23 protein-coding genes and 1 pseudogene are annotated in these 23732 nt (G+C 73.4%); 16 read left to right on the top strand and 8 right to left on the bottom strand.

The window, feature by feature from the left end:
* Positions 1 to 6 precede the first annotated feature (6 nt).
* The gene (locus tag ACGF3A_RS11410) at positions 7 to 657 is read right to left on the bottom strand and encodes a response regulator (RefSeq protein WP_393729096.1); all 651 of its coding nucleotides are present in this window, start codon (positions 655 to 657) and stop codon (positions 7 to 9) included.
* A gap of 174 nt (positions 658 to 831) precedes the next feature.
* Here ACGF3A_RS11410 and ACGF3A_RS11405 point away from each other — a divergent pair, with 174 nt between their 5' ends.
* The 5 genes from ACGF3A_RS11405 (at position 832) to ACGF3A_RS11385 (ending at position 5789) form a co-directional block, all read left to right on the top strand.
* The gene (locus tag ACGF3A_RS11405) at positions 832 to 1596 is read left to right on the top strand and encodes a S1 family peptidase (RefSeq protein ID WP_393728267.1); all 765 of its coding nucleotides are present in this window, start codon (positions 832 to 834) and stop codon (positions 1594 to 1596) included.
* A gap of 102 nt (positions 1597 to 1698) precedes the next feature.
* Positions 1699 to 2496, top strand: coding sequence for a TetR/AcrR family transcriptional regulator (locus ACGF3A_RS11400; protein WP_393728265.1), 798 nt, complete (start codon positions 1699 to 1701; stop codon positions 2494 to 2496).
* Positions 2493 to 3383: an AraC family ligand binding domain-containing protein gene (locus ACGF3A_RS11395; protein WP_393728263.1), complete on the top strand. Its 891-nt coding sequence runs from the start codon at positions 2493 to 2495 to the stop codon at positions 3381 to 3383. Before ACGF3A_RS11400 ends, ACGF3A_RS11395 begins: the two co-directional genes overlap by 4 nt.
* 58 nt (positions 3384 to 3441) lie before the next feature.
* Entirely contained in the window at positions 3442 to 4992 is a 1551-nt protein-coding gene (locus ACGF3A_RS11390; RefSeq protein WP_393728261.1) for an L-lactate permease, read from the top strand.
* A 38-nt stretch (positions 4993 to 5030) separates the two neighbouring features.
* Positions 5031 to 5789 (top strand): (2Fe-2S)-binding protein, encoded by a 759-nt coding sequence (locus ACGF3A_RS11385; RefSeq protein WP_393728259.1) that lies wholly within the window; start codon positions 5031 to 5033, stop codon positions 5787 to 5789.
* Between the two features lie 33 nt (positions 5790 to 5822).
* Here the strand turns inward: ACGF3A_RS11385 and ACGF3A_RS11380 are convergent, their stop codons facing one another.
* A complete protein-coding gene (locus ACGF3A_RS11380; RefSeq protein WP_393728257.1) occupies positions 5823 to 6296 on the bottom strand; it encodes a MarR family winged helix-turn-helix transcriptional regulator in 474 nt (157 codons plus the stop codon).
* 132 nt (positions 6297 to 6428) lie between these two features.
* On the opposite strand from ACGF3A_RS11380, the gene ACGF3A_RS11375 reads away from it, so the two are divergent.
* Both ACGF3A_RS11375 and ACGF3A_RS11370 read left to right on the top strand, forming a co-directional pair.
* On the top strand, positions 6429 to 6977 hold the full coding sequence (locus ACGF3A_RS11375; RefSeq protein ID WP_393728255.1) for a YceI family protein: 549 nt from the start codon (positions 6429 to 6431) through the stop codon (positions 6975 to 6977).
* Between the two features lie 85 nt (positions 6978 to 7062).
* Positions 7063 to 7935 (top strand): NAD(P)H-binding protein, encoded by an 873-nt coding sequence (locus ACGF3A_RS11370; RefSeq protein ID WP_393728253.1) that lies wholly within the window; start codon positions 7063 to 7065, stop codon positions 7933 to 7935.
* A gap of 71 nt (positions 7936 to 8006) precedes the next feature.
* Here the strand turns inward: ACGF3A_RS11370 and ACGF3A_RS11365 are convergent, their stop codons facing one another.
* A complete protein-coding gene (locus ACGF3A_RS11365; protein ID WP_393728251.1) occupies positions 8007 to 8201 on the bottom strand; it encodes a hypothetical protein in 195 nt (64 codons plus the stop codon).
* Positions 8202 to 8409: 208 nt separating this feature from the next.
* Here ACGF3A_RS11365 and ACGF3A_RS11360 point away from each other — a divergent pair, with 208 nt between their 5' ends.
* The 6 genes from ACGF3A_RS11360 (at position 8410) to ACGF3A_RS11335 (ending at position 14702) form a co-directional block, all read left to right on the top strand.
* Positions 8410 to 9765 carry a sensor histidine kinase gene (locus ACGF3A_RS11360; RefSeq protein WP_393728249.1) on the top strand — a complete coding sequence of 452 codons (1356 nt, stop codon included), beginning with the start codon at positions 8410 to 8412 and terminating at the stop codon, positions 9763 to 9765.
* A gap of 4 nt (positions 9766 to 9769) precedes the next feature.
* On the top strand, positions 9770 to 10435 hold the full coding sequence (locus ACGF3A_RS11355; RefSeq protein ID WP_393728247.1) for a response regulator: 666 nt from the start codon (positions 9770 to 9772) through the stop codon (positions 10433 to 10435).
* 10 nt (positions 10436 to 10445) lie between these two features.
* Positions 10446 to 10790: a hypothetical protein gene (locus tag ACGF3A_RS11350; RefSeq protein WP_393728246.1), complete on the top strand. Its 345-nt coding sequence runs from the start codon at positions 10446 to 10448 to the stop codon at positions 10788 to 10790.
* A 144-nt stretch (positions 10791 to 10934) separates the two neighbouring features.
* Positions 10935 to 11846, top strand: a complete 912-nt coding sequence (locus ACGF3A_RS11345) for a phosphatidylinositol-specific phospholipase C (protein WP_393728245.1) — start codon at positions 10935 to 10937, stop codon at positions 11844 to 11846.
* Positions 11843 to 12508 (top strand): NAD(P)H-dependent oxidoreductase, encoded by a 666-nt coding sequence (locus ACGF3A_RS11340; protein ID WP_393728243.1) that lies wholly within the window; start codon positions 11843 to 11845, stop codon positions 12506 to 12508. Before ACGF3A_RS11345 ends, ACGF3A_RS11340 begins: the two co-directional genes overlap by 4 nt.
* 136 nt (positions 12509 to 12644) lie before the next feature.
* A complete protein-coding gene (locus ACGF3A_RS11335) occupies positions 12645 to 14702 on the top strand; it encodes a TerD family protein (protein WP_393729094.1) in 2058 nt (685 codons plus the stop codon).
* Positions 14703 to 14779: 77 nt separating this feature from the next.
* On the opposite strand, the gene ACGF3A_RS11330 is transcribed toward ACGF3A_RS11335, so the two are convergent.
* Together ACGF3A_RS11330 and ACGF3A_RS11325 are read right to left on the bottom strand one after the other, a co-directional pair.
* On the bottom strand, positions 14780 to 16288 hold the full coding sequence (locus ACGF3A_RS11330; RefSeq protein WP_393728241.1) for a choice-of-anchor A family protein: 1509 nt from the start codon (positions 16286 to 16288) through the stop codon (positions 14780 to 14782).
* Positions 16289 to 16454: 166 nt separating this feature from the next.
* The gene (locus tag ACGF3A_RS11325; RefSeq protein WP_393728239.1) at positions 16455 to 17513 is read right to left on the bottom strand and encodes an aldo/keto reductase; all 1059 of its coding nucleotides are present in this window, start codon (positions 17511 to 17513) and stop codon (positions 16455 to 16457) included.
* A 108-nt stretch (positions 17514 to 17621) separates the two neighbouring features.
* Between ACGF3A_RS11325 and ACGF3A_RS11320 the strand changes: the two genes are divergently transcribed.
* Both ACGF3A_RS11320 and ACGF3A_RS11315 read left to right on the top strand, forming a co-directional pair.
* Complete coding sequence (locus tag ACGF3A_RS11320; protein ID WP_393728237.1) at positions 17622 to 18281, top strand: TetR/AcrR family transcriptional regulator C-terminal ligand-binding domain-containing protein; 660 nt, start codon at positions 17622 to 17624, stop codon at positions 18279 to 18281.
* A gap of 89 nt (positions 18282 to 18370) precedes the next feature.
* Positions 18371 to 19396: a 2-dehydropantoate 2-reductase gene (locus ACGF3A_RS11315; RefSeq protein ID WP_393728235.1), complete on the top strand. Its 1026-nt coding sequence runs from the start codon at positions 18371 to 18373 to the stop codon at positions 19394 to 19396.
* A gap of 21 nt (positions 19397 to 19417) precedes the next feature.
* On the opposite strand, the gene ACGF3A_RS11310 is transcribed toward ACGF3A_RS11315, so the two are convergent.
* The gene (locus ACGF3A_RS11310) at positions 19418 to 20305 is read right to left on the bottom strand and encodes a LysR family transcriptional regulator (protein ID WP_393728233.1); all 888 of its coding nucleotides are present in this window, start codon (positions 20303 to 20305) and stop codon (positions 19418 to 19420) included.
* Positions 20306 to 20404: 99 nt separating this feature from the next.
* Here ACGF3A_RS11310 and ACGF3A_RS11305 point away from each other — a divergent pair.
* Positions 20405 to 21622: pseudogene (locus ACGF3A_RS11305) on the top strand (MFS transporter); the annotation flags it as partial.
* A gap of 111 nt (positions 21623 to 21733) precedes the next feature.
* Here ACGF3A_RS11305 and ACGF3A_RS11300 read toward each other — a convergent pair.
* Positions 21734 to 22609: an isocitrate lyase/phosphoenolpyruvate mutase family protein gene (locus ACGF3A_RS11300; RefSeq protein ID WP_393728231.1), complete on the bottom strand. Its 876-nt coding sequence runs from the start codon at positions 22607 to 22609 to the stop codon at positions 21734 to 21736.
* Positions 22606 to 23628 (bottom strand): hypothetical protein, encoded by a 1023-nt coding sequence (locus tag ACGF3A_RS11295; protein ID WP_393728229.1) that lies wholly within the window; start codon positions 23626 to 23628, stop codon positions 22606 to 22608. Before ACGF3A_RS11295 ends, ACGF3A_RS11300 begins: the two co-directional genes overlap by 4 nt.
* Positions 23629 to 23732 lie beyond the last annotated feature (104 nt).

Here is a 23732-nt window from a genome sequence, read left to right as displayed (position 1 = left end):
ACTCGTTCAGGACAGACCGGCGTCGTGGGTGATCAGCGCGACCTGGGTGCGGTTGACGGCGTCGAGCTTGGTCATGATGCGGCCGAGATGGACCTTGACCGTGGACTCGCTCACGAACAGACCGCTGGCGATCTCGGAGTTGCTCTGCCCCTGGGCGACGGCCTTGGCGACCTCGCGCTCGCGGGCGGTCAGTTCCGTCATCCGCGCTCGCGCGCGCGGCGCGGCGGCGCCCGTGCCCGTGGCGAAGGCGGCCAGCAGCTTGGTGGTGATGCGCGGGGAGAGCATCGCCTCGCCGCGCGCGAGGACCTGGACCGCGCTGGTCAGCTCGTGCGTCGGGGTGTCCTTGAGCAGGAACCCGGCGGCGCCGTGCTGGAGCGCGGCGTAGACGTACTCGTCGACGTCGAACGTGGTGAGCACCGCGACAGCGGGAGGGTCGGGCAGCGCGGTGAGCCTCCGGACGACCTCCAGGCCGTCGACGCGGGGCATCTGGATGTCGGTGAGCACCACGTCCGGACGGTGCCCGGCCACCAGGTCCACCGCCGCCGAACCGTCATCACCCTCGGCGACCACCTCGATGTCCGGGTCGGACTGGAGGATCAGCCGTATGCCCTTGCGCACCAGCTCCTCGTCGTCGAGCAGGAGCACCTTGACGGCCACTCGCGCCACCACCCACCTCGTACGCGTACGGGCAACACCACCCGCACACGGTATCCGGCGGCCCGGCGTACGACTTTCGGGCAAGTACGGGCGAGCGGAACGGGTGACGTGCCGGGGGTGCCGACCGGGAGGGGCTCGACAGTGTCGGAGTCCGGGAGAACGAAGGAGGCCGGGATGACCAAGCGGGGCAAGGTGGCGCTGGGCGCGGTGGCGGTGGCGGGGGCGGTCGCGCTCACCGTGGCCGGGACGCCGTCGGCATCGGCGATCATCGGGGGCCACAAGGCCACCTCGGAGTACCCGTTCATGGCGAGCGTGCAGAAGGACGGCAAGCACTACTGCGGGGCCTCCCTGATCAAACGGGACTGGGTCGTGACCGCCGGGCACTGCACGGTGAACGTCAAGACGAAACAGCTCTCCGTACGGGTCGGCGACCACGACCGTACGAAGGGTGAGGCGGCGAAGGTCACCAAGGTCGTCGCGCACCCGGACTTCTCCTACGAGCCGTTCCGCGACGACGTGGCCGTCATGAAGCTGGACCGCCCCGTGGACGCGAAGCCCGTCGAGCTGGCCAAGAAGTCCGGCCCCGCCGGCACCGGCACCCGGATCCTCGGCTGGGGGATGACCTGCGAGGACGGCAGCGAGTGCCCGAAGCCGCCGGTCACGTTGCGGGAACTGGACACCGAACTCGTCCCCGGCGAACGGTGCAGCGAGAACTACGACGCGGCCAACGAGCTCTGCACCGACAGCCCCACCAAGAACGCGCAGGCCTGCATCCTCGACTCCGGCGGCCCGCAGCTCAAGGGCCGCCCCGGGCACTGGGAACTGATCGGAGCCACCAGCCGCGACGGCGACGCCGACCCGAAGTGCGCCACGGGCCCCGGCATCTACACGGACCTGACCGCCCACCGTGCCTGGATCGAGCGAACGACCGCGAAGTGAGCCGCGATCCCCGGCCGTTCCGGAATCGGGCACTGTTAGATTTTCCGCGCAGTGCTCAACCTGCCGGTACCCAGCGGGGTTCGATCGTCGTACGGTCGGGACATGTCCTCAGTTCAGCAGTCGACGGCCGACGCGCCGCTCTCCCTGCGTGAGCGGCGACGGGCCGCTGCCAGTCGGGAGATTCTGGAGGCCGCTGAGCGGCACGTGACCGAGCAGGGACCGCACGCGCTGTCGCTGCGGGCGGTGGCGCGGGGGCTCGGGATGACCGTGCAGGCGCTGTACCACTACTTCCCGAACCGGGACGCGCTCGTCACGGCGCTCATCGCGCAGGCGTACGACGACCTGGCCGATGCCGTGCAGGAGGCCGTCGACGGGACCCCGGAGGGGGACGCGGAGGGGGACGCGGAGGGGGACGCGGACGGGGACGCCGAGGGGGACGCGAAGGTGCCGCGTCTGGTGATCGCGACGGAGGGGTACCGGCGGTGGGCGATCGCCCACCCCGAGCGGTTCCAGCTCATCTTCGGCGCCCCGCTGCGTCATTACGAGGCGCCCGTCGAGGGGCCGACCACGCAGGCGATGCGGCGGATCGGCGGGATCTTCGAGCGCGAGATGTTCGGCGGGTTCAGCAGGGAGCAGCTGGAGGCCGCCGACGTGCACGCGCTCTCCCCCGCGCTGCGGGGCCACTTGGAGGGGCTGCCGCAGAGCGGGCTGGGGAGCCTGCCGCCGCCCGCGATCGCGCTGCTGCTGAGCGCGTGGGGCCATATGCACGGGCTCGTCGTCCTGGAGGTGTTCGGCCACGGCTCGTTCCTCGGCGGCCATCAGCAGGAGATCTTCCGCCTGTCGATGCGGAACATGCTCGCGGACATCCGCCGCCGGATCCCCGGCGCGGAGGCCGGGTGAGCGACGGGCGCGGCGGACGCGACGGACGCGACGGGCGCGGCGAGCACGCGCGGTTGTGGACCGCGGCGGGGAGCGCGCGGGTGGAGCTGCTGGCCGCCCGGTTCGAACGGTTCGCCTTCGACCGGCACAGCCATGAACAGCTCTCCGTAGGCGTCATCGAACAGGGCGCGGAAGGGCTGCACATGGCCGGAGGGACGGTCGTCGTCCCGGCCGGGGAGCTGGTCGTGCTCAACCCCGGGCAGGTCCATACGGGGTTCGCCGCGGGGGAGTCGGGCTGGCGGTACCGGATGTTCTATTTCGACACCGGCATGGTCGAGGAGCTGGCCCGCACGCGCCTGGGAACGGGGAGCGTCTGGTTCCCGGACACCGCCGTACGGGACGCCGGGCTGTTCGAGCGGCTGCGGCGCGTCCACCGCGAGCAGGAGCACGCCGACGACCCCCTCACCGCCGAGTCCCTGCTGCTCGAAGGGCTGGGCGCGATCCTGCGACGGCACGCGCGGACGGGACGGGTCCGCCACCTCGTGCCCGGAGCCGGAGCCGGCGCCGGAACCGGAGCCGTGGGCGGCGGCCGTACGTCACGCGGGGTCGATCTCGCACGGCAGGTGCTGCACGACCGGTGGACCGAGCCCGTCACCGTGGCGGAGCTCAGCGCCGCATCGGGGCTGCCGCGGGCGTCGCTCATCGACGCGTTCCGGCACGCGTACGGACTGCCGCCGCACGCCTACCTGTTGCGTCTGCGCGCCAACCGCGCACGCCGCCTGCTGCTCGCCGGGCGGCGGCCGGTGGAGGTCGCCGCCGTCACCGGGTTCGCCGATCAGGCGCATCTGACGCGCGTCTGCAAGCGGTACTTCGGGGTCACGCCCGGCGCCATGCACCCCCTTCGCTGAACGGGCCGGGCTCGTCCGACTTTCGTTCAAGACCGGCCGTCGCCCGTACCGCGAGGCTGTGCCCGCCCGTACGAGCACGCGTACGGCGAACGGAAGGGTGACGGTGACGATGGTGTGGGCCTGGGCGGTGTCTCCGCTCGTCATGGTGCTGGGGGTGATCGCCGGACTGCGGAAGCCCGCGTACTGGGCGGCCGGGGCCGGTGTCGCGCTCGCGGCGGCGCTGATCTGGTGGCTGCCGGAGTTCACGCTGCCGAGCGGCGCGTGGGCCGGTGGCGCGGGCGGCGCCGGGCTGCTGGTGCTCAACGCCGCAGCGGTGATGCTGCCCGGCGTCCATCTCAACCAGGTGCTCACCCGCCGCGGCGTCCACGGCGCGCTACGGGAATGGGTGCGCGAACTGCCGTTGCCGGGGCCCGCGAAGATCGCCCTGGTGGTCGCGGGCATCGCGCCGACGGTCGAGGCGCTCACCGGGTTCGGGGTCTCGTTGCTGGTCACGGTCCCGGTGCTGCTCGCGCTCGCGCCGCCCGCCACGGCCCTGCGGCAGGCCATGCTCGGCATGAACGTCATGCCCTGGGGCACGCTCGGCCTCGCCACCGTGATCGGCGCCGCGCTCACGGGGACCGGTACGGCGGAGCTGGGCGCCGCGACCGCCGTGACCAGCGCCCTGGTCTTTCCGCTGGTGACCGTGTGGGCGGCGCTGCTGGCCCGGCCGCGCCGCCGCCTCCTTGCCACGCTGGTGGCGGCGGTCGCGGGCGGCACGCTCTCCCTCGGGCTGCTCGCCCTGAACCTCGCGGGCGTGGTCCAGCCCGCGGGCGTACTGGCGGGGTTGTGCACCACGGCGCTCGGGCTGACGCTGTGCGCCGTACGCCGATCGGCCAGAAGCACGGGCAGGGGTACGGGTACGGGCACGGGCACGGGCCCCGGTGGGCGGCTGGTTCCGCCGCGTGTCGTCCTCTCCGCGTACGGGCTCGTGCTGGGCGGCATCGCGCTCGCCCGCGCGGCGACCGCTGCCGGGGTGCCTCCGCTGGAGCTGCACGCGGGCGGCGCGGGGTTCGCGCTGCTCTCCTCGCCGGGGCTGCCGCTGCTCGCCGCGGCGCTGGTGCTGGACCGGGGACGCGCGCGCGGCGCGGACGTACGGGCCGCGTTCGGGCGCGTGGGACGGCCGTTGCTCGCGCTGTCGGGGTTCGTCGTGCTCGGCCGGCTGATGGGGGACAGCGGCATGATCCGGGAGCTGGGCGAGGCGGTCGCGGGGGCTCCGCCGCTGGTCACGGCGGTGACCGTGCCCGCGCTGGGCATGCTCAGCGGCTTCCTCACCGGCTCGAACGTCGGCGGCAACGCGCTCATGATGCCGCTCCAGCAGCGCCTCGCCCCGGACGGCGCCGGGCTCGACACCTGGTTCGCGGCCCTCCAGAACAGCGCCTCGGGGCACGCCGTCTTCACCTCGCTGCCGATGATCATGCTGATCCTCGCCGTCGCGGGCGACAGCCTCCCCCGGCGCGGGTCGGCCGTCGCGGAACACACCTTGCTGCGCTTCGGCCTGCGAGTGGCGGCCGCGGTGTACGCCGTACTCGCGGCGACGGCGGCGCTCCTCGTACTGCTCCACGGGGGCTGACGCGTATACGGAGGCCGGTCCGGGGGACGATGCCTGACGTGCGAGAGAACGAATCGCGGAACGGGACGGAGAACGGGCCGGAGAGCAGATCGCCGGGCGAGGACGTCGGCGCGGCCCTGCGGGAGGCGGCCCGGCACGGCCCCTTCTTCGCGCTGGCCACGGGCGGAAAGGGCGCGGAGGCGGCCGCCCCGGCGTGGCGCCCGCTCGCACGCTCCGGCCCCGAGGCACTGCGCCCCGTGATCGACTCGTACGCCGCCAAGCTCCGCACGGACGAGCCGCGCGTCGCCGCCTCGATCCTCTTCCAGGCGCTCGCCGCCCGGCTGTGGACACCGGTGCTCGCGACGGCCACGGGCCCGCACCGCGTCGTCCCCGACCTCGCGGAGCTGCGCTGGCGGTACGCCGAGGAGGACGGCCTCTCCCTGTGGCTGCCCGGGCCGACGGCGTACGGGGAGGGAGGGGGCGAGGGCGACCCCGTCGCCGCGCTCCACGGCACGGTGGTCGGCGCGCTGCTGCGGCCGCTGGCCGGGGCGTTCATGGCGACCGTCAAGATCGCCGAGCCGCTGCTGTGGGGCAACGCCGCCGCCGCGCTGGCCGGTACGGTGCACACGGCCCCGGCACCGGCCCGGCGCCGGGACCGTACGGCCGCGCTCGTCCGCGCGCTGCACGCCCTCGAACCGCTGCGCGACGCGGGCGACTTCACCCCCGGCGGCTACCTCCGCCGGAGCTGCTGCCTCTACTACCGGGTGCCGCCGGGCGGCGCCAAGTGCGGCGACTGCGCGCTGCGCACGGGACCGTGAAACGAAGGAGGTGCGGGCGGGTCGGTCAGGCGCTCAGCGGGGCTGCCTGAGCGCCGCCTGGAGCGTCTCGCTGATGTCGTGGAGGGCGTCGAGCTGCTCGGGCGAGAGGGCGTCGAAGAGGCACTCGCGGACCTCGCTGACGTGGCCGGGCGCCGCCCGTACGAGCGCGTCGTACCCGGCGTCGGTGAGCTGGGCCACGGCGGCGCGGCGGTCACCGCCCGCGAGGCCGCAGCGCGAGACGTAGCCGAGCTTCTCCAGCGCCGCGACGGCGTGCGAGAGACGGCTGCGCGAGGAGTTGCACAGCTCGGCGAGGCGGGTCATGCGGAGGGAGCGGCCGGGGCTCTCGGAGAGCATCACGAGGATCTCGTAGTACGCCACGGGCATGCCCGACTCTGCTTTGAGCTGGCGGTCGATACGGGCCTGGAGCGCTTGGTTCGCCGCCATGTACGACCGCCAGATCTGCTGCTCACGGGGGGTGAGCCAGCGGGTGTCGGCGGGGTCTTCCATGGTTCCAGGATACACGTGGTTGAAGACTCAACATCATCTGGTTATGGTTGTTGAGAGCTCAGCAACATGCACCATCGGGCACCGCACCCCGCGCCCCGCCCGTACCCCCGTCCACGAGCTCTAGGAGCCACCATGTCCACTCCCACCGAAGCGGCCCTCCCCGGCTACACGACCGGCACCTGGGCCATCGACCCGATCCACTCCGAGGTCGCCTTCTCCGTGAAGCACCTGGGCATCGCCAAGGTCCGCGGCCGGTTCGACGACTTCGAGGGCCAGATCGTCACCGCGGAGAACCCCCTGGACTCCACCGTCGCCGCGACCATCCGCACCGCCTCCGTCTCGACCGGGAACGAGCAGCGGGACGAGCACGTGCGCACGCCGGACTTCCTGAACGTCGAGGAGTTCGCGGAGATGACCTTCCGCTCCACGGGCGTACGGGCGAACGGGAGCGCCGGGTTCCAGGTCGACGGCGAGCTGACGCTGCGCGGCGTCTCCCGCCCCGTCACCCTCGACCTGGAGCTGAACGGCTTCGGGCAGGGCATGGAGGGCAAGCCCGCGCTCGGCCTCTCCGCGAGCACCGAGATCAGCCGCTCGGACTTCGGCGTCACGGCCGGTCCGGCGAGTGCCGTCGTCGGCGACACGATCAAGATCACGCTCGACGTCGAGGCGAACCAGGTCTGAGACGAACCAGGTCTGAGACGCTCGCACATCCGGTTGAGCGTCGGCGTCATGTCGGGCCCGTACGCGGGCGAGTTGACTGATCCGCATGACGAACACGAAGCAGAACACCACCCAGAACACCACGCAGAACGCCACGACGGACGGTCAGAAGACGCTGGTCATCGGCGGCACCGGCAAGAGCGGGCGCCGGGTCGCCGAGCGGCTCGTCGCGCGCGGAGTGCCGGTGCGCGTCGGCTCGCGCTCCGGTACGCCCGCCTTCGTCTGGGAGGACCCGGACACCTGGGACGCGGCGCTCGACGGCGTGGACGCTGTCTACGTCACGTACTACCCGGACCTCTCCTTCCCGGGCGCGGCCGAGCAGATCGGCGCGTTCGCGAAGCTCGCGGTCAGCCGGGGCGCCCGGCGCCTGGTGCTGCTCTCCGGGCGGGGCGAGGAGGGCGCCGTCGTCAGCGAGGACGCGCTGAAGGACTCCGGCGCCGACTGGACGGTGCTGCGCGCCAGCTTCTTCGCCCAGAACTTCAGTGAGGACTTCTTCCTGGAGCCCGTCCTCTCGGGCGAGATCGTGCTGCCCACCGCCGACGCCGTCGAGGCCTTCGTGGACCTCGACGACCTCGCGGACGTCGCCGTCGAGGCCCTCACCGACCCGCGCCACGCGGGCAGGACGTACGAGCTGTCCGGCCCGCGCCTGCTCAGCTTCGGCCAGGTCGCCGAGGAGCTGAGCAAGGCGACGGGGCGCGAGATCCGTTACGTGCCGGTCTCCAAGGAGGAGTACCGCGCGGCCCTCGAACAGCAGGGCATGCCGGGCGAGTTCGCCGAGCTGTTCGAGAGCGTGCTCGACGGGCGGAACGCCCACCTCGTGCCCGGCGTGCGCGAGGCGCTCGGCCGGGAGCCGCGCGACTTCGCGGAGTACGCGCGCGAGGCGGCGGCCACCGGCGTCTGGACGGTTCAGGAGCACTGACTCAGGTGCACTGACTCAGGTGCACTGACTCAGGTGCACTGACTCAGGTGCACTGACTCAGGTGCACTGACTCAGGCGGACCGGGCCTCTATCGCCCAGCGGCCGACCTCGCGGTAGGCCGAGTCGTAGATGACCGATCCGTCGCCCGGCTTCAGCTCGTAGTGGTGAAGGTTGCCGCCCCAGTACCGGAGGATCCGGCCCAGCTCACGGGCGGCATCCCCCTCGGACAGCACGTCGTCCATGTCGACCTCTAGTGAGAACTTCATGGCTTCAATTCTTTCATTGAAGTGCTTTTTGAGACTTTCACCGAGGATTCGACTGGCTCTGAGGGAATCTGATCGCCGAACCCTCAAATCCCGTTCCGAAGCCGAGGAGCGACGGGACACGGCGCCGGCCTCATCACTGGCCGGGTGGCCGGGAGTTCTGGCCAGTCGGCAGAGGCGGCGGGCCGGAAGGGCCTCGTACGCTCGAAGAATGATCGACGGCAGGGGTGTCACGGGCTTCGCGCCGCGGTCGCTGCTGCCGGGTGAGCTGGCGGCGGCGAGCGTGGGAGCGGAGGTGAGCGGGCGGAACGTGCGGCGGACGTTCCGGGACGGAGTGGTGGACGGGCTCCTGTTCATCGGCGCCGTGATGGTGGGCCTCTTCATGCTCGGCACCGGCCAGAGCACCAAGGGGGTTCCGCCGTGGCTCCAGGAGCTGGACCCCCTGCTGGGCGCGGTCTCCTGCCTCGCGCTGTGGGCGCGGCGGCGCTTCCCCCTGGGGGTGACGCTGCTCGCGCTGCCGGCGATATCGATGTCCGCCAGCGCCTTCGGCGCAGGGATGGTCATCATCGCCAACCTGGCGATAAGGGTTCCGTGGAACCGCTCCATACCCGTGCTGGGCCTCTGTCTCCTCGCCTCCGTGCCGAATCTGCTGATCGTCTCCGTCCCGCGCGGCGACGTCGGGATGGCGATCGCGATCACCGTGGCGTACTACCTGTTGTTCTTCGCGTGGGGCAGCGCCCTGCGGGCCCGGCGGATGCTGGTGCTGAAGCTGCGCGAGGAGGCCGACCGGGAGCGCGCGGACCACGCGAGGCGGCTGGCGGACGCCCGGCGGGCGGAGCGGCGCGCGATAGCCCGGGAGATGCACGACGTGATGGCGCACCGGATCTCCCTGCTCTCGGTCCACGCGGGCGCCCTGGCGTACCGCAGCAAGCAGGCGCACGCGGGCACGGCACCGGCGCTCAGCGACGCCGAGGTGTCCGAGAGCGCCGAGGTCATCAGGGGGAACGCGCACCAGGCGCTGGAGGAGCTCCGGGAGGTCCTGCACATACTCCGCAGCGAGGGCGGCGAGGAAGGGGACGAGGGCATCCGGACGGACGGGACGGAGGGCACGGCGGCACCGCAGCCGCGGCTGGAGGACGTCCGGCACCTGATCGAGGAGGCACGGACCGCGGGCCAGCCGGTCGACTTCCGGGACGGGGAGCTGCGGGGCGACGGCGTACGGGGCGACGGTGTACGGGGCGACGAGCCGCGAGGCGACGAGCTGCCGCTGCGCCCCCAGCAGCAGCGCACGGTCTACCGAGTGGTGCAGGAGGGTCTGACGAACGCACGCAAGCACGCCCCCGGCGCCAAGGTCACCGTCCGGCTGGGCGGCACCCCCGGCGGGGAGTTGACGGTGGAGGTGCGCAATCCGCTGCCGTCGGGGGCGTCGTCCTCCGGGATCCCGGGCGCGGGCGCGGGGCTGACCGGGCTGAGCGAGCGGGTGGGGCTGGAGGGCGGAGTCCTGGAGCACGACGGGGCGGGCGGCATGTTCATCCTCCGGGCCCGGCTACCGTGGCCCGCGAGGTGAAGCCATGATTCGCGTACTGCTGGCCGATGACGATCCGTTGGTCCGTGCCGGGCTGAAGCTGATGCTGCGCGGGGCGGACGGCATCGAGGTCGTCGGCGAGGTGGAGGACGGCGGGGGCGTGGCGGAAGCCGTGCGGGAGCTGACGCCGGACGTCGTGCTGATGGACATCCGGATGCCGGTGCTCGACGGGATCGCGGCGACCCGGGCCCTGGCCCAGGCGCGCGCCGCCGACCAGGAGGCACCGGCGCCGCAGGTGATCGTGCTGACCACCTTCGACAAGGACACCACCGTGCTGGAGGCGATGCGCGCCGGGGCGGCGGGCTATCTGCTCAAGCACACCGAGCCCGAGGAGATCGTCGAGGCGGTGCGCAGCGCCGCCAAGGGGAGACCCGCGCTCTCCCCCTCCGTGGCCCGCACCCTGATCGACTACGCGGCAGGGGGTTCCGGCACCCGCGCCGAGGAGGCCCGCACCCAGCTCGCCCGGCTCTCCGACCGTGAACGGGAGGTCGCCTCCGGCGTCGCGAAGGGCCTGTCCAACACCGAGATCGCCGAGCACCTCCACCTCTCGGCGGGCACGGTCAAGGCCCACCTCTCCAGCGCGCTCGCCAAGCTCGGCCTCGACAACCGCATCCAGCTCGCGCTCCTGGCCCACGACGCGAGCGACCGCTAGGCATCCGGGTATGCACCGCACGCTGACGGAGCACGCCCGGTGTCTCTACGGCGACGAGTACCGCCCGGCGCCGGAGTGCGCGGCGGAGCACCGGGAGCGCTATTTCGTCGAGGAGCTGACGTTCGCGGACCCGGACGCGGTCCTGGCCATGCTGCGTGAGCTGTGCCCGCACCTGGTCGACGGCCACCTGCCGGTCTGGGTGCGGAACCTGGCCTATCGGCTGGTGCTCCTCCAGCGCCCGGACGAGCCGTCGCTGATGCGGGAGGCCGCCCAGAGCCTGTGGTTGCACGGTCCGGACTGGGATGGCATCGCGGCGGACCTGGAGCGGCGGGCGGCGGAGCTGGAGGCCCGCTGAGCGGCGGGCCCGGGCCGGTCCGGGACGCCTTCCCTTCTTCCCCCACGTCACGCGCTGCCCGATGATGGGGGCCGGTACGGCTGAGAGCCGTGCTGACCGTGTGCCGCAAGTGCGCACCGGGAACGGGGATATGGGGGTTACGACATGGACAGGCGTGGTTTTCTGCGGGGCGCGGCGGTGCTTCCGGCGACGGGGCTGCTGGCGTACGCGGGTACGGGAACGGGCCTCGCGGCGGAACGCACCAGGGCACCTGGGAAGAAGGCGGTCGCCGGGCCGCAGGACTGGATGGCGGGGCTGGACGCGGCGACCCCGCTGCGCGCGCTGACGATCCCGGGCACGCATGACGCGGGCGCGCGCTTCGGCGGTCCCTGGGTGGAGTGCCAGGACACGGTGATAGCCGACCAACTGGCCGCGGGAGTCCGCTTCCTGGACGTGCGGTGCCGAGCGATCGACGGGGTGTTCGCGATCCACCACGCGGCGTTCTTCCAGAACCTGATGTTCGGGGACGTGCTCATCGCCTGCCGCGACTTCCTCGCCGCGCACCCCGGCGAGACCGTCCTGATGCGGGTCAAGCAGGAGTACTCGGAGGAGAGCGACGCGGAGTTCCGGCGCGTCTTCGACATCTATCTGGACCAGAAGGGCTGGCGTTCCCTCTTCCACATGGACGGCACGCTCCCGGCGCTCGGCGCGGCGCGCGGCAAGGTCGTGCTGCTCGCGGACAACGGCGGGCTGCCGGGCGTGCGCTGGGCCGACCCGTCGGTGTTCGACGTGCAGGACGCGTACCAGTCGGAGCCGTTCGCGAAGTACCCGAAGATCGAGGAGCAGTTCCGCCAGGCGGCCGGGAGCCCCGGACCGTTCTATGTGAACTTCGTGAGTACGGCCGCCGGGCTGCCGCCCAAGTGGAACGCCGACCGGCTCAACCCGCAGGTCCGCGCCTTCCTCGACGGCCCCGAGATGGCGGGGAAGACCGGCCTGGGCATCGTGCCCCTCGACTTCCCGCAGTCCGAGCCGGGCCTCCTCGCGTCCGTCCTCAAGCACAACCCGGGAGCGGCGTGACCTCCGTGACGCCCGGGGCACCCCTGCGCATCGGCCTCTATCTCGCCCACCCCCGCCCCGGCAGCTTCAACCACGCGCTGTCCGACGCCGTCGCCGACGAGCTGCGGACGCGGGGCCACGAGGTGTGCGCGCACGATCTGTACGCCGAGGGCTTCGACCCCGTCCTGCGCGCGGACGAGACGGAGACCGTCGACGCCGCGACGCAGGACGGCGCGGACTCCCCCGACCCCCTGCTCGCCGCGCACCGCGCCGAACTCCCCACGCTGGACGGACTGGTGTTCGTCCACCCCAACTGGTGGGGCATGCCGCCCGCGGTGCTCACCGGCTGGGCCCAGCGCGTGCTCGCCCCCGGCGTCGCCTACAAGCTCGGCACCGCCGACGGCGAACCCGTCGGCCTCCTCCAGGCGGGCCGCGCCCTCGTCCTCAACACCTCCGACACCCCGGAGGACCGCGAGCGCGAGGAGTTCGGCGACCCCCTCCAGCGCATCTGGGCCGCCTGCGTCCTCCCGTACACCGGCGTCACCGACGTCCGCCGGACCGTCTTCCGCACGGTCACCGACGCCACTGCCGAACAGCGCGCGGAGTGGCTCGGCCGGGCCCGTGCGCTGGCGGCGGAGTTGGTGTCCGGGAATGAGCGAAGTGGTCGTCGAATGCCCACATGACGGCTAATGTTCACCGCGCAGGCACTCAGCCGCACTTGACGCCACGGCCGGTCCAGCGCGCCCCACCGTGCCCCGCCCTGCCCGTGGTCGTACCGGTATCAGGGAGCAGGGAGCAAGGGGGCGCGGCATGCGCGAAATGGTCAAGGGTTCCAACGTCGGGCTGGCGGCCCTCAGCGACGACACGGGATCCGTCTTCGTGAGCCTCGGCTGGAGCAGCGCGGCGGGCGACGGCGACGCCGACGTCTCCGTGCTGCTCTGCACGAGCACCGGAAAGGTGCGCGGCGACGGGGACTTCTTCTTCTACAACAACCCGGCCGCACCCGACGGCAGCGTCCAGCTCCTCGGCAAGACCCCCACGGCCAACGGCAGCGAGGACCGCATCGGCCTCGACCTCACGGCCATGCCGCCGGAGATCGAGCGCATCGTCGTCGCCGCGAGCCAGTACGGGGACAGCACCTTCGGCTCGCTGCACGACCTCCGGCTGACGCTCGCCGACCGTACGGGCGAACCCCTGCTCGGTTACTCGGTGGAGGGCGCGGGAACGGAGACCGCCATCATCTTCGGCGAGCTGTACCGGCGCGGGGAGGAGTGGAAGTTCCGCAGCGTCGGCCAGGGCTACGACACGGGGCTGGCCGGTCTGGCGACGGACTTCGGCATCGACGTCGACGCCGACGCCGACGCCGAAGCGGGTGCGGAAGCGGAAGCGGGGCCAGGGCCGGAACGGGAACCGGAACCGGAGTCCGCATCCGAGCCGGGCCCCGCCCCCACGCCTGAACCCACGCCTGAACCCACACCCGAACCCGCGCAGGAGCCAACGCCCGCCCCCGCCCCCAAGCGGGCCGTGCGTCGCCCCCGTACGGCGAAGAAGAAGATCACTCTCCCGCAGACGGTCCGCAAGTCGCTCGCCGACAACGACGGCTGGCGGCAGGCGCGGCTCTTCCCCGCCCCGACGCTGAAGAGCGACCGGGAGCGCGAGACGCGCGCGACGTCCGTGCTGCTGTCGGTGATGGCGCAGGTGCCGGAGTTCGGGCGGCGGCTCACCGCCGGGTTCGGCGCCCCGGCGGGGCACATGCAGACGTTCACCGAGGTCACGCTCCCGAACGGGGACAGCCCCCGGCGGCCCGACGGGGTGATCCGCGTGGAGCGGGCCGGAAAGCTGTGGACCGCGCTCGTGGAGACCAAGACGAACGGCAATCCGCTCCGGGCCGAGCAGGTGCGCGAGTACCTGGACATCGCCTCGCGGCGTGGCTACGAGGCCGTGATCACGCTCTCCAACGACGTGGCCCTGGAGGGCAGTCCGCTCGTGGACGTGAAGCTCGACGGGCGGCGCAAGAACAGGGTCGCGCTCTGGCACCTGTCGTGGGCGGAGGTCGCGCACCAGGCGCAGATGCTCATCCGCCACGAGGGCGTCGGCAACGCCGCGCACGCCTGGCTGCTGCAGGAGCTGCTGCACTATCTGCAGCACGAGCACTCGGGGTGCCACGGCTTCCAGAACATGGGCCCGGCCTGGGTGCCCGTACGCAACGGGATCGACGCCGAGACGCTCTGCCGGGGCGACGAGCGGGCCGTCGCCGTCGTCGAGAGCTGGGAGCGGCTCGTACGCCAGGTCTCGCTGCGGCTCGGCGGCGAGCTGGGCCAGAAGGTGCTGCCCGTGCAGCGCGCCCGGCGCGGGACCGACCCGCAGTCGCGGCGGGCGGCGCTCGCCGACCGGCTCTGCGACGAGGGCAGGCTCTACGCGGAGCTGCGCGTCGACGGCACCCCCGGCATCCTCGGCCTCACCGCCGACCTGCGTACGGGCAGGCTGCGCACGTCGATCGACGTGCCGACGCCCGCGCAGGGCTACCCGCTGTCCTGGGCGAAGCGGCTGATACGCCACCTCGCGGAGGCGCCCGCCGACCTCCATGTCGAGACGCTGGTCGAGGGCGACGGCGGCGGGCCGCGCGGCACGCTGGAGCGGCTGCGCCCGGAGCCCGCCGATCTGCTGCCGAAGGACGGCGGGCAGGTCACGGGCTTCCGGCTCTCGCTGTTCCGGAGCATGGGCAGCACGCGGGGGAACGCCGAGTCCGGGTTCATCCGCAGCGTGGACGACGCCATCGACCGCTTCCACGAGAGCGTCGTGCTCCCACTGCGCCGCAAACAGCGCACGGGCGCGGAATCCGTCCCCGCGAAGGCTGAATTCGACACGGCGCGCTAACTCCGGCGGTACGCCGTTACGCAGTACGGGGCACGGTCCTCCTCAGAGGATCCGCGCCCCGTGCCGCGTAGGTTCTGCTACTTGCCGTTCTTGCCGCCCTTGCCCCCGCCGCCCTTCTCACGCTCGTTCTCACGCGTGACGGTGACGCCCTGCGACGCGTTCTCGGCCGTGATGCGGTACGGGCCCGTGACCGTACGGGAGGGGAGCTGGTAGCCGTCGGGCACGGCCGTCTCGCGCAGGTAGTACGAGTCCAGCATCAGGTCGTCCCAGGTGCAGCTGCCGCGCGCGTTCGTGGCGCAGCCGGTGCCGACGCGGGTGTCGGGGTCGGTGCCCGAGGTCTGGAGGCCGGGGCGGCCGTTGGTCTCGCGCCACGCCTCGAACACGGCTCCCTGGAGCGGCTTGCCGGTGGAGGCGTCCTTCTTCATCACCGTGAGCGAGCCCGTGGGCGTGTTCGGCGGCGGGACGTCGGCGCAGCTCGGCAGGTCGCCGTTGAACGGGTAGTTGTGGATCTCCTGGCCGCCGCCCCCGCTCGCGCTGGAGGTGTGGGTGAGCGAACCGGCGGTGTAGAGGCGCCCGTTGAGGCCCGGCAGGCTCAGCGTGGTGGTGCTGGACTGGTTGCCGGCCAGGACGCTGCCCTGGAACTGGCCCGTGCCCTCCAAGTTGATCTGGTCGGCGTCCGGGAAGTTCCACAGCAGCCGGTCGCGGAGCTGGTTGAACGGGTCGGTGTCGGCGATGCCGCCGCTGGAGGTGTTGATGGTGCGGGGCCCGCCGATGACGTTGACCAGGACGGTGGCGTCGGCCGGGATGCCCGCGAACTCCAGCGCCTGCTGGCCGCCGCCCGGGGCGACCATGTCGAAGTCGACGTTGAAGACCTGGAGGTCGGAGGTGCCGTCGCCGGTGAAGACGGTGGAGACGCCGGTGTTCACGGCCGTACCGGTGGCGGGGCGGCCCGAGCCGTCGTCGCCGTACGCGTAGCAGTTGCTCGCGTCCGTGAGCTGGTCGCGCAGCGCGCGGTACGGGGCGACCGCGTCCGGGTCCCGCACGGTGTCCTGCGCGAGGATCGTGCCGGTGGCGGTGCCCGCGTGCCGGACGACGCCCTGCTCGGCGAGGAGCCGCTGTCCGCTGGTGACGGAGATGCCGCCGCCCGTGGTGAGCCAGTCCGAGCCGTCGGGCGGCGGGACGCGGGAGCCGACGCCCGCCTCGCCGATGTTGTAGATGTCGCCGCCGCGCGTCCTGTTCATGTCGAAGTCGCCGAGCGTGACGACGCGCCCTTCGGCCTCCGCCGCGCCCTCGCGGACGAGGAAGTCGCCGCCGACGAAGACGCTGAGGTTGTTGTCGTGCCCGGCTACGGGCCCGTTGTTGATCGGCGGGAACGGGTCGGGGCAGTCGGGCCCCACGCACGGGCCGAGGCCGCCGGGGAGCGGGTCGGCGGCGGCCGGGGTGGCCGGGGCGAGGACGCCGAGGCCGCCCAGCACGAGCACGGCGAACCCCGCGAGCCCGGCCCGCACGGGGCGGGCCGCGCGCTCGGGACGACGGGTCGTCCTGTGGCGTCTGCGGACGGCCGAGAGCCAGGCTGACAGCGTCATCGTGTTCCTCTTCCTCCTGTGACGGCAGAGGCGTGTGCCCTGCGAAGGAGGATCGCGCCGCACCGGCGGCGGGCGGGAGAGCGACACTGCCGTACGGGTGCCGCCGGGCCGATGATCACTCCATCGGACCCGTACCTCTGCCCGTCCCCGTGCCCGTACCCGTGCGCTACGCGGCGACCGGCGGCGTCACGTCCACCGGCGCGGGGTTCAGCCGGGCGAAGCCCTCCTGGCGCTGGTACGGGAAGTACGGGTACGGCGCGTGGCGGGCGCTCGCCGCGTCGAGCCGGGCGGTCTGCTCGGGGGTGAGGGACCAGCCGAGGGCGCCGATGTTCTGCCGGAGCTGCTCCTCGTTGCGGGCGCCGACGATGACGGAGGAGACGGTGGGGCGCTGCAGCAGCCAGTTGAGGGCGACCTGCGGGACGGTCCTGCCGGTCTCCTCCGCGATCCCGTCGAGGGCGTCGACGACGCGGAAGAGCGCCTCGTCCTCGACGGGCGGCCCGAAGGAGGCGGTCTCGTGGAGCCGGCTCCCGGCGGGGAGGGGCTGTCCTCGCCTGATCTTCCCGGTCAGCCTGCCCCAGCCGAGCGGGCTCCAGACGACGGCGCCGACGCCCTGGTCGAGGCCGAGGGGCATCAGCTCGTGCTCGTAGTCACGGCCGACGAGCGAGTAGTAGACCTGGTGGGCCGCGTAGCGGGGGAGGCCGTGGCGGTCGGCGGCGGCCAGGGACTTCATGAGCTGCCAGCCGGAGAAGTTGGAGACGCCGGTGTAGCGGATCTTGCCCGCGCGCACGAGCTGGTCGAGGGTGCCGAGCACCTCCTCGACGGGCGTCGAGGCGTCGAAGGCGTGGAGCTGGAAGAGGTCGAGATGGTCGGTGCCGAGGCGGCGCAGCGCATCGTCCGTGACCTTGATCAGCCGGGCCCTGGAGGTGCCCCAGTCGCCGGGCCCGTCGCCCATCGGGAGCGCGGCCTTGGTGGAGAGGATCACCTGGTCCCTGCGGCCCTTGATCGCCTCGCCGAGCACCTCCTCGGAGGCGCCGTCCGAGTACACGTCGGCGCTGTCGAACATCGTGATGCCCGCGTCCAGCGCGATGTCCACCAGGCGGCGGGCGGCGCGGGCGTCGGTGTCGCCCCACGCCCCGAAGAGCGGGCCGCGCCCGCCGAAGGTGCCGGTGCCGAGGCTGAGAGCGGGGACCTTGAGGCCGGAGGCGCCCAACTGCCGGTATTCCATGATCGGTTCACTCCTTGGGGAGGGGCGAGGCTCTAACGGGACTGATTTCCCGTTAACCTGAGAAGTACCGTAGCAGGAGCGAGGCATTAATGGAACTGGAGACCCGTTATGGCGCGTGAGGCGGAGCAGAACGCACCCGGCCCTGGCCCTGGCCCCGGGACCGGCCCCGGGACCGTGCGGCCCGGTGGGCGGACGGCGCGGGTCCGCGAGGCCGTGCTGCGCGCGGCGGGGGACGCGCTGGCCGAGTGCGGGTTCGCGGACCTCGACCTCGCGGACGTCGCGCGCCGGGCCGACGTCGGCAAGACGACCGTCTACCGCCGCTGGGGCACGGCGACCGGCCTCCTGGCCGACCTCCTCGCGGAGATGGCCGAGTCCTCCCTGCCGCGCACCGACACCGGCACGCTGCTGGGCGACCTGAAGGCGAACGCCGCGCTGGTGCGCCGCACGCTCACCGATCCGCGCCAGGGCCCCCTGTTCAAGGCCGTGATCGCGGCGGCGACCTGCGACGAGCGCACGGCGGAGGCCCTCCGCCGCTTCTACGCGGTACGCGCGGAGGAGTGGGCCCCCTGCGTACGCCAGGGCATCGCCCGCGGCGAGGTCCCGGACGGCACCGACCCCCACGAGGTCGTCCGCGCCGTCTCCGCGCCCCTCTACTACCGCCTCCTGGCCAGCGGCCACCCCCTGGACGAGGCCAGCGCGGAACGGGCGGCGGAGGCGGCGTACGAGGCGGCCCGCGCGGGCGCGTACCGGACGCACGGCGCGGAGTGACCGGTGCCCGGAGCCGAACAGGCAGGAATGGGACGGGCGTTCGCCGTCGGGACGTTCTCCGGCGGCTCCGGTGCTGACAGACTCCGGCCATGACTGATGCTGCTGCTGTGTGGAACGTGGCCGTGTTCGGGGCCGGAAGCGTCGGGTGCTACGTCGGCGGCCATCTCGCGGGCGTCTGCGACGTGACGCTCGTCGGGCGGGCCGCGGCGATGGAGGCCGTGCGCGAGCGCGGGCTCACGCTGACCGCCTCGGACGCGGAGGAGCTGCGCGTGAAGCCGGGCGCGCTGCGCACCGCGGACGGCGCGACGGGCGTACGGGACGCCGACTGCGTGCTGATCACCGTGAAGTCGGCGGCCACGGCGGAGGCCGCCGAGGCGATACGCCCGCACCTGCGGGACGGCGCCGTGATCGTCAGCTTCCAGAACGGTCTGCGCAACCCCGGCATCCTGCGCGAGGCCCTCCCCGGCCACGAGGTGCTGACCGGGATGGTGCCGTACAACGTGCTGGGCACCGGGCCCGGCACGTACCACCGCGGCGTCGGCGGCGCGCTGATGCTGGACGAGGGCGAGGCGGGCGCGCGGCTCGCCGGGGCGCTGCGGGACGCGGGGCTGGAGGCGGAGACGCGGCCCGACATGCGCGAGGTGCAGTACGGCAAACTGCTGCTGAACCTCAACAACGCGATCAACGCGCTCTCCGGCCTGCCCCTGCGCGAACAGCTCGCGCAGCGCGCGTACCGGCAGTGCCTCGCGCTGTGCCAGGAGGAGGCACTGGCGGTCTTCCGCGCGGCGGGCGTCGAGCCCGCGCACCTGGGCCCGGCCGCGCCGGACCTGATCATCGACGTGCTCCGCCTCCCCGACGACGACTACCGCCAGCTCGCCGCCGGCAGCCTCGACATCGACGCCACGGCCCGCTCCTCGATGTGGGAGGACTTCCAGCGCGGCCGCCTCACCGAGATCGACACGCTCCAGGGCGAGATCGTCGAGCTGGCCCGCGAACACGGCCTGGAGGCCCCCGCCAACGCCCGTATGACCGCCGTCGTCCACGAGGCCGAACGCGCCGGGACGCCCCCGGCGTGGCAGGGCCCCGCACTGCTGGCGGCGCTCACCGAGGGCTGAGAACACACGGATCTCAGCAGGTCAGAGCACCTCGCGGGCCGCGTGCGCGAAGGCGCGGACCGTGGGGGTGTGGTGGGTCTCGCGCCAGACCAGCCCGTACGTGAGCGGGTCCGCGTCGGCGAGCGGGACATAGGTGACGCCGGGCCAGGGGTGGTACGTCGCGGCGTGCGCGGCGGTCAGCCAGGCGCCCTTCCCGGCGGCGACGAAGACCAGGGCCTCCTGGGCGTTGGACACCGCGGGGCCCGGCGGCACCGGGCGGCCCGACGGGGTGCGGTCCGGGGCGAGGACGGTGCGGCAGGCCGCCGGGAGGTCGGCGTCGACCGTGAGGAGCGGGACGTCCGCCAGGTCCTCCAGCGAGGCGACGGACCGCGCCGCCAGCGGATGGGACCTGCCGACCGCGAGCACCCGGCCCTCGGTGAACAGGCCGGGGCCCGAGACGAGGTCGGACTCGTTCCGCCCGATGGGGAGTTCGACGAGCTGCACGTCGTAGGTCCCCGCGCGCAGCGCGCTGTACGGGTCGGCGAACGGCACCTCGCACACATGCACCTCCACCCCCGGGTGCCGGGCCCCCAGCGCGTCGGCGGTCCGCATCACGGCCTCGCCCGCCAGCGGGCCGGAGAAGCCCACGTTCAGCGTGCCCTCGACGGCGCGGGCCGAGGCCGCGGCCCGCGCCAGCGCGGCGTCGATCGCGCGGTGGTGCGGCTCCAGCTCCTCGCGCAGTGCCGCGCCCAGCGCGGTGAGGACCACGCGGCGGCTCGTACGGACGAACAGGGGTGCCCCCACGCGGCGTTCGAGCCGCTGGACGAGCTGGCTGACCCGGGCGCGGGAGAGCCGCATACGCTCCGCCGTACGCCCGAAGTGCAGCTCCTCGGCGAGGATCAGCAGGCACTCGACCTCTTCGCGCTCCATGCCGCACCCTCCACCGGGGACGTTCGGTAAGCCTGGCTTACCGAACATTGCGCTGATCGCCGTTGTTCCCCCTCCGCACGCGGACGGAGGGTGGAGGGCATGCCCACCACCAGCTCTCAGCCCCCGCAGGCCCGCCCTGTCCGCATGTCACGGCGCGACATCGGCGTCCTCTTCGTCCTGTGCGGCGCCATCTTCCTCGAAGGCATCGACATCGCGATGCTCAACGTCGCCCTCCCCGAGATCCGTGCCGACATGGGCATGGCCACCGGCGAGCTGCAATGGGTGATGAGCGCCTACGTGCTCGGCTACGGCGGCTTCATGCTGCTCGGCGGCCGCGCGGCCGATCTCTTCGGACGGCGCCGGATGTTCGTGGGCTGGCTCGGCGTCTTCCTCGTCTTCTCCGGGCTCGGCGGCTTCGCGACGGAGGGCTGGATGCTGATCGTGGCCCGCTTCGTGGCGGGCGTCGCGGCGGCGTTCATGACCCCGGCGGGCCTCTCCCTGATCACCACCGGCTTCGCGGAGGGCCCGCCGCGCGACAGGGCGCTGCTGATCTACTCCGGCACCGGCGCGGGCGGCTTCGCGAGCGGCCTCGTCATCGGCGGGCTGCTCACCTCGCTCGACTGGCGCTGGGTGTTCTTCGCGCCGGTCGTGATCTCGGCGCTGATCCTCGCCGCAGCGCTCGTCTGGATCCCCAAGACGGCCCCCGGGCCCTCCGCCGTACGGTCGTCCGTACGGGCGCGGGGCCCGCGCTTCGACATCGCGGGCGGCGTCGTCATCACGTCCGCCATCGTGCTGCTCGTCCTCGGCGTGGAACGCGCCCCGCACGCCTCACCCGCCACCACCGCGCTCACCCTGGCCGCCGGACTCGCGCTGCTCGCCGCGTTCGTCGCCGTCGAACGCCGCTCCTCCGCGCCGCTCATCCGCCTCGGCATCCTCCGCTCGGCCACGCTCGTCCGCGCCGGCGTCTCCGGGCTGCTCCTGGCCGCCGGATTCTTCGGCTTCCAGTTCCTCGTCGTCCTCTACCTCCAGGAGCTGCGCGGCTGGAGCACGATGGAGACCAGCCTCGCGATGCTGGTCGCGGGCGCCGACGCGATCCTGTCGCCGACCCTGACCCCCGTCCTGGTGCGGCGCTTCGGCCTCGGCCGGGTGATCTTCGCCGGGCTGCTGGCGGCCGCGCTCGCGTACGGGCTCTTCCTGCCGCTCGGCGCCGACTGGACGTATCTCGCGATGCTGCCGGGCCTGATCCTGACGGGCCTCGCCTTCGCCCTGACCTACGGGCCGCTCACGATCCAGGTGACGACCGGCATCAGGGAGGACGAACAGGGGCTGGCGGGCAGCCTCTTCTACACCTGCTTCCAGTTCGGCGCCGCGCTCGGCCTGTCGGCCGCGGCGGCCGTCAACGTCGCGGCCACGCACGGCGACTCGCCCTCAGCCGCCCTCGACGGATACCGCGCCGCGCTCGTCGTCCCCTTCGTCGCCGTGCTGCTGGCGGCCCTGATCAACGGCCACGCCCTGCTGAAGCGCCGCCACGTCCTCGTACGACGGCACGTACCCGGTGACGGGGCGCTCCCCGCGCACGGCGACGGCGGCCTCGACGGCGGCACCGAGCGCCCGGCGGAACAGCAGCGAACCGAGGCTCACCCGGCCCACGCCCAGCGAGGCCAGCTCGGAGAGCGGGGGCAGCGCGGGGGTGTGCAGGACGTTCAGCGGGACGTCGAACGCGGCGAGCGCGGCGACCAGCCGGGCGATGTCTGCCGGACGTGAGACGCCGGGGACGAACGCGCCGTCGGCGCCCGCCCGCCGGTATCCGGCGAGCCGGTCCAGCGCCTCGTCCAGCCGCTGTTCCTCGGCGAGGCCGGGGAGCGGGAGCCAGTGGGTGTCGGTGCGGGCGTTGACGAAGAGGCCGGGCGCCGCGTCCTTGACGGCCGCGATCTTCTCGGCGTGCGCGGTGGGCGGGCCGAGGCCGTCCTCCAGGTTGATGCCGACGGCACCGGCCTCGCTCAGCTCGCGCGCGAGGTCGGCGACGGCCGCCGGGTCGTCGCTGAACCCGCCCTCGATGTCCACGGACACCGCGAACGGTGCTTTCTGCAGCCGCCGTACGAGCCGCACGGTCTCTTCGCGGGCCCCCTCGGTACCGGCCCCGTCCGGCAATCCGGCGGCGGCGGCCACGCCGAGGCTGGTCGTCCCGATCGCCGTGAACCCCTGCTCCGCCAGCGCCCAGGCGGAGGCGTGGTCCCATGCGTTGGGCAGCACGAGCGGCGCATGGGGCGCCCGGTGCAGTGCCGCGAACCCCTCGCCGCTCACCACGTACCCTCCACTTCTCCGGACCCGGCACTCGGGTCTGACCAGGGGCTGCCCCTGTCCGTGCGTCGCAGACCGCCGGTGCGCGGTGGCCGCTCGCGCAGTTCCCCGCGCCCCTGAGGCGCACCCTCCGGTTCTCCGGGGGGCTTCAGGGGCGCGGGGGACTGCGCGGGTGGGCACGGTGCAGTCGCGGGCCGGGGATTGGGGGCGGGGCAGCCCGTGCCCGGCCGTCCGAGGGGCCTGGTCTCCAGGATTCCGGTGGCGAGGGCGAGGGCGTGGGGTTCGCCGGGGCAGCGGCGAGGGGCGGCGCCGAAGGCGAGGGTGACGGAGGGAGGCGCGGCCTCGGCGGTGCGCAGCACCACCGTGTCGCCGGGCACGATCTCCGTGCCGCCCACGCGCGTGGCCGCGACGGCGCGGCGCCGCATCACCCGCAAGGGCGGGTCCTCGCGCAACGTACGGGCGAGGAGCTCCTCGACGGTCTCACCGGCACGCCGCCCCCGCGCGGCATGCGCGACCAGCGCCGCCGTCGCGTCGCACGCCTGCACGAGGATCCCGATCCGGTTCGCGGCGAGTTCCGCGTCCCCGCCGACCCGGGGCAACAGCCACCGCACCGCCTCGTCGCCCGCGGGGTCCGGGCCGTCGCCGCCGAAGTACCCGCCCGCGACGACGGTCACGGCGCGGGCGACACCCTCGGGGTCCGCGTACCCGAGGCACGCGGCGAGCGCCGCGACGGCGGTCACCCGTACGTCCTCGTCGTCGGCCCCACAGCCCCCGCGGGCGCGCGCCGCACGGCGTACCGCCTCCGGCGCCAGCCGCGCCAACTCGCCCTCGACCAACGCCCGCCGCCGCGCGTGCGGCTCCCCCGCGCAGAACCGCGCGACGGTCGCCCGCAGCCACGCCATGGTCCCGCCCGCTGCCCCGTCCACGGCCCCGGCCACCGGAGGTACCGGCTCCGGGACCAGCGCCGGGTCCGCGAGCGCGGCGACGACGTCCTCGTAACGATCACTCTCGTACGTGCCCATGCCCCGACGCTAGGCCCGCCCCGCTTCGGCCCCCGCCGAAGTGTTCGTGGCGGCGCCTTCCCGGGCGGCCGGGATGCCTCCCCCTGAGCGCACCCCGGCTGCCC

This window comes from Streptomyces sp. NPDC048172, from assembly GCF_043202595.1.
Taxonomy (GTDB): domain Bacteria; phylum Actinomycetota; class Actinomycetes; order Streptomycetales; family Streptomycetaceae; genus Streptomyces.
The sequence above is the reverse complement of the archived record's forward strand: the minus strand, read 5'-3'. Positions and strand labels throughout refer to the sequence as shown.

What these genes read in the sequence shown, in the direction of transcription:
- ACGF3A_RS11330 (WP_393728241.1), bottom strand. Translation starts at nt 16,288, where the DNA reads ATGACGCTGTCAGCCTGGCTCTCGGCCGTCCGCAGACGCCACAGGACG.
- ACGF3A_RS11325 (WP_393728239.1), bottom strand. Translation starts at nt 17,513, where the DNA reads ATGGAATACCGGCAGTTGGGCGCCTCCGGCCTCAAGGTCCCCGCTCTC.
- ACGF3A_RS11365 (WP_393728251.1), bottom strand. Translation starts at nt 8,201, where the DNA reads ATGAAGTTCTCACTAGAGGTCGACATGGACGACGTGCTGTCCGAGGGG.
- ACGF3A_RS11405 (WP_393728267.1), top strand. Translation starts at nt 832, where the DNA reads ATGACCAAGCGGGGCAAGGTGGCGCTGGGCGCGGTGGCGGTGGCGGGG.
- ACGF3A_RS11350 (WP_393728246.1), top strand. Translation starts at nt 10,446, where the DNA reads ATGCACCGCACGCTGACGGAGCACGCCCGGTGTCTCTACGGCGACGAG.
- ACGF3A_RS11375 (WP_393728255.1), top strand. Translation starts at nt 6,429, where the DNA reads ATGTCCACTCCCACCGAAGCGGCCCTCCCCGGCTACACGACCGGCACC.
- ACGF3A_RS11370 (WP_393728253.1), top strand. Translation starts at nt 7,063, where the DNA reads ATGACGAACACGAAGCAGAACACCACCCAGAACACCACGCAGAACGCC.
- ACGF3A_RS11310 (WP_393728233.1), bottom strand. Translation starts at nt 20,305, where the DNA reads ATGGAGCGCGAAGAGGTCGAGTGCCTGCTGATCCTCGCCGAGGAGCTG.
- ACGF3A_RS11380 (WP_393728257.1), bottom strand. Translation starts at nt 6,296, where the DNA reads ATGGAAGACCCCGCCGACACCCGCTGGCTCACCCCCCGTGAGCAGCAG.
- ACGF3A_RS11360 (WP_393728249.1), top strand. Translation starts at nt 8,410, where the DNA reads ATGATCGACGGCAGGGGTGTCACGGGCTTCGCGCCGCGGTCGCTGCTG.
- ACGF3A_RS11355 (WP_393728247.1), top strand. Translation starts at nt 9,770, where the DNA reads ATGATTCGCGTACTGCTGGCCGATGACGATCCGTTGGTCCGTGCCGGG.
- ACGF3A_RS11295 (WP_393728229.1), bottom strand. Translation starts at nt 23,628, where the DNA reads ATGGGCACGTACGAGAGTGATCGTTACGAGGACGTCGTCGCCGCGCTC.
- ACGF3A_RS11335 (WP_393729094.1), top strand. Translation starts at nt 12,645, where the DNA reads ATGGTCAAGGGTTCCAACGTCGGGCTGGCGGCCCTCAGCGACGACACG.
- ACGF3A_RS11400 (WP_393728265.1), top strand. Translation starts at nt 1,699, where the DNA reads ATGTCCTCAGTTCAGCAGTCGACGGCCGACGCGCCGCTCTCCCTGCGT.
- ACGF3A_RS11320 (WP_393728237.1), top strand. Translation starts at nt 17,622, where the DNA reads ATGGCGCGTGAGGCGGAGCAGAACGCACCCGGCCCTGGCCCTGGCCCC.
- ACGF3A_RS11315 (WP_393728235.1), top strand. Translation starts at nt 18,371, where the DNA reads ATGACTGATGCTGCTGCTGTGTGGAACGTGGCCGTGTTCGGGGCCGGA.
- ACGF3A_RS11345 (WP_393728245.1), top strand. Translation starts at nt 10,935, where the DNA reads ATGGACAGGCGTGGTTTTCTGCGGGGCGCGGCGGTGCTTCCGGCGACG.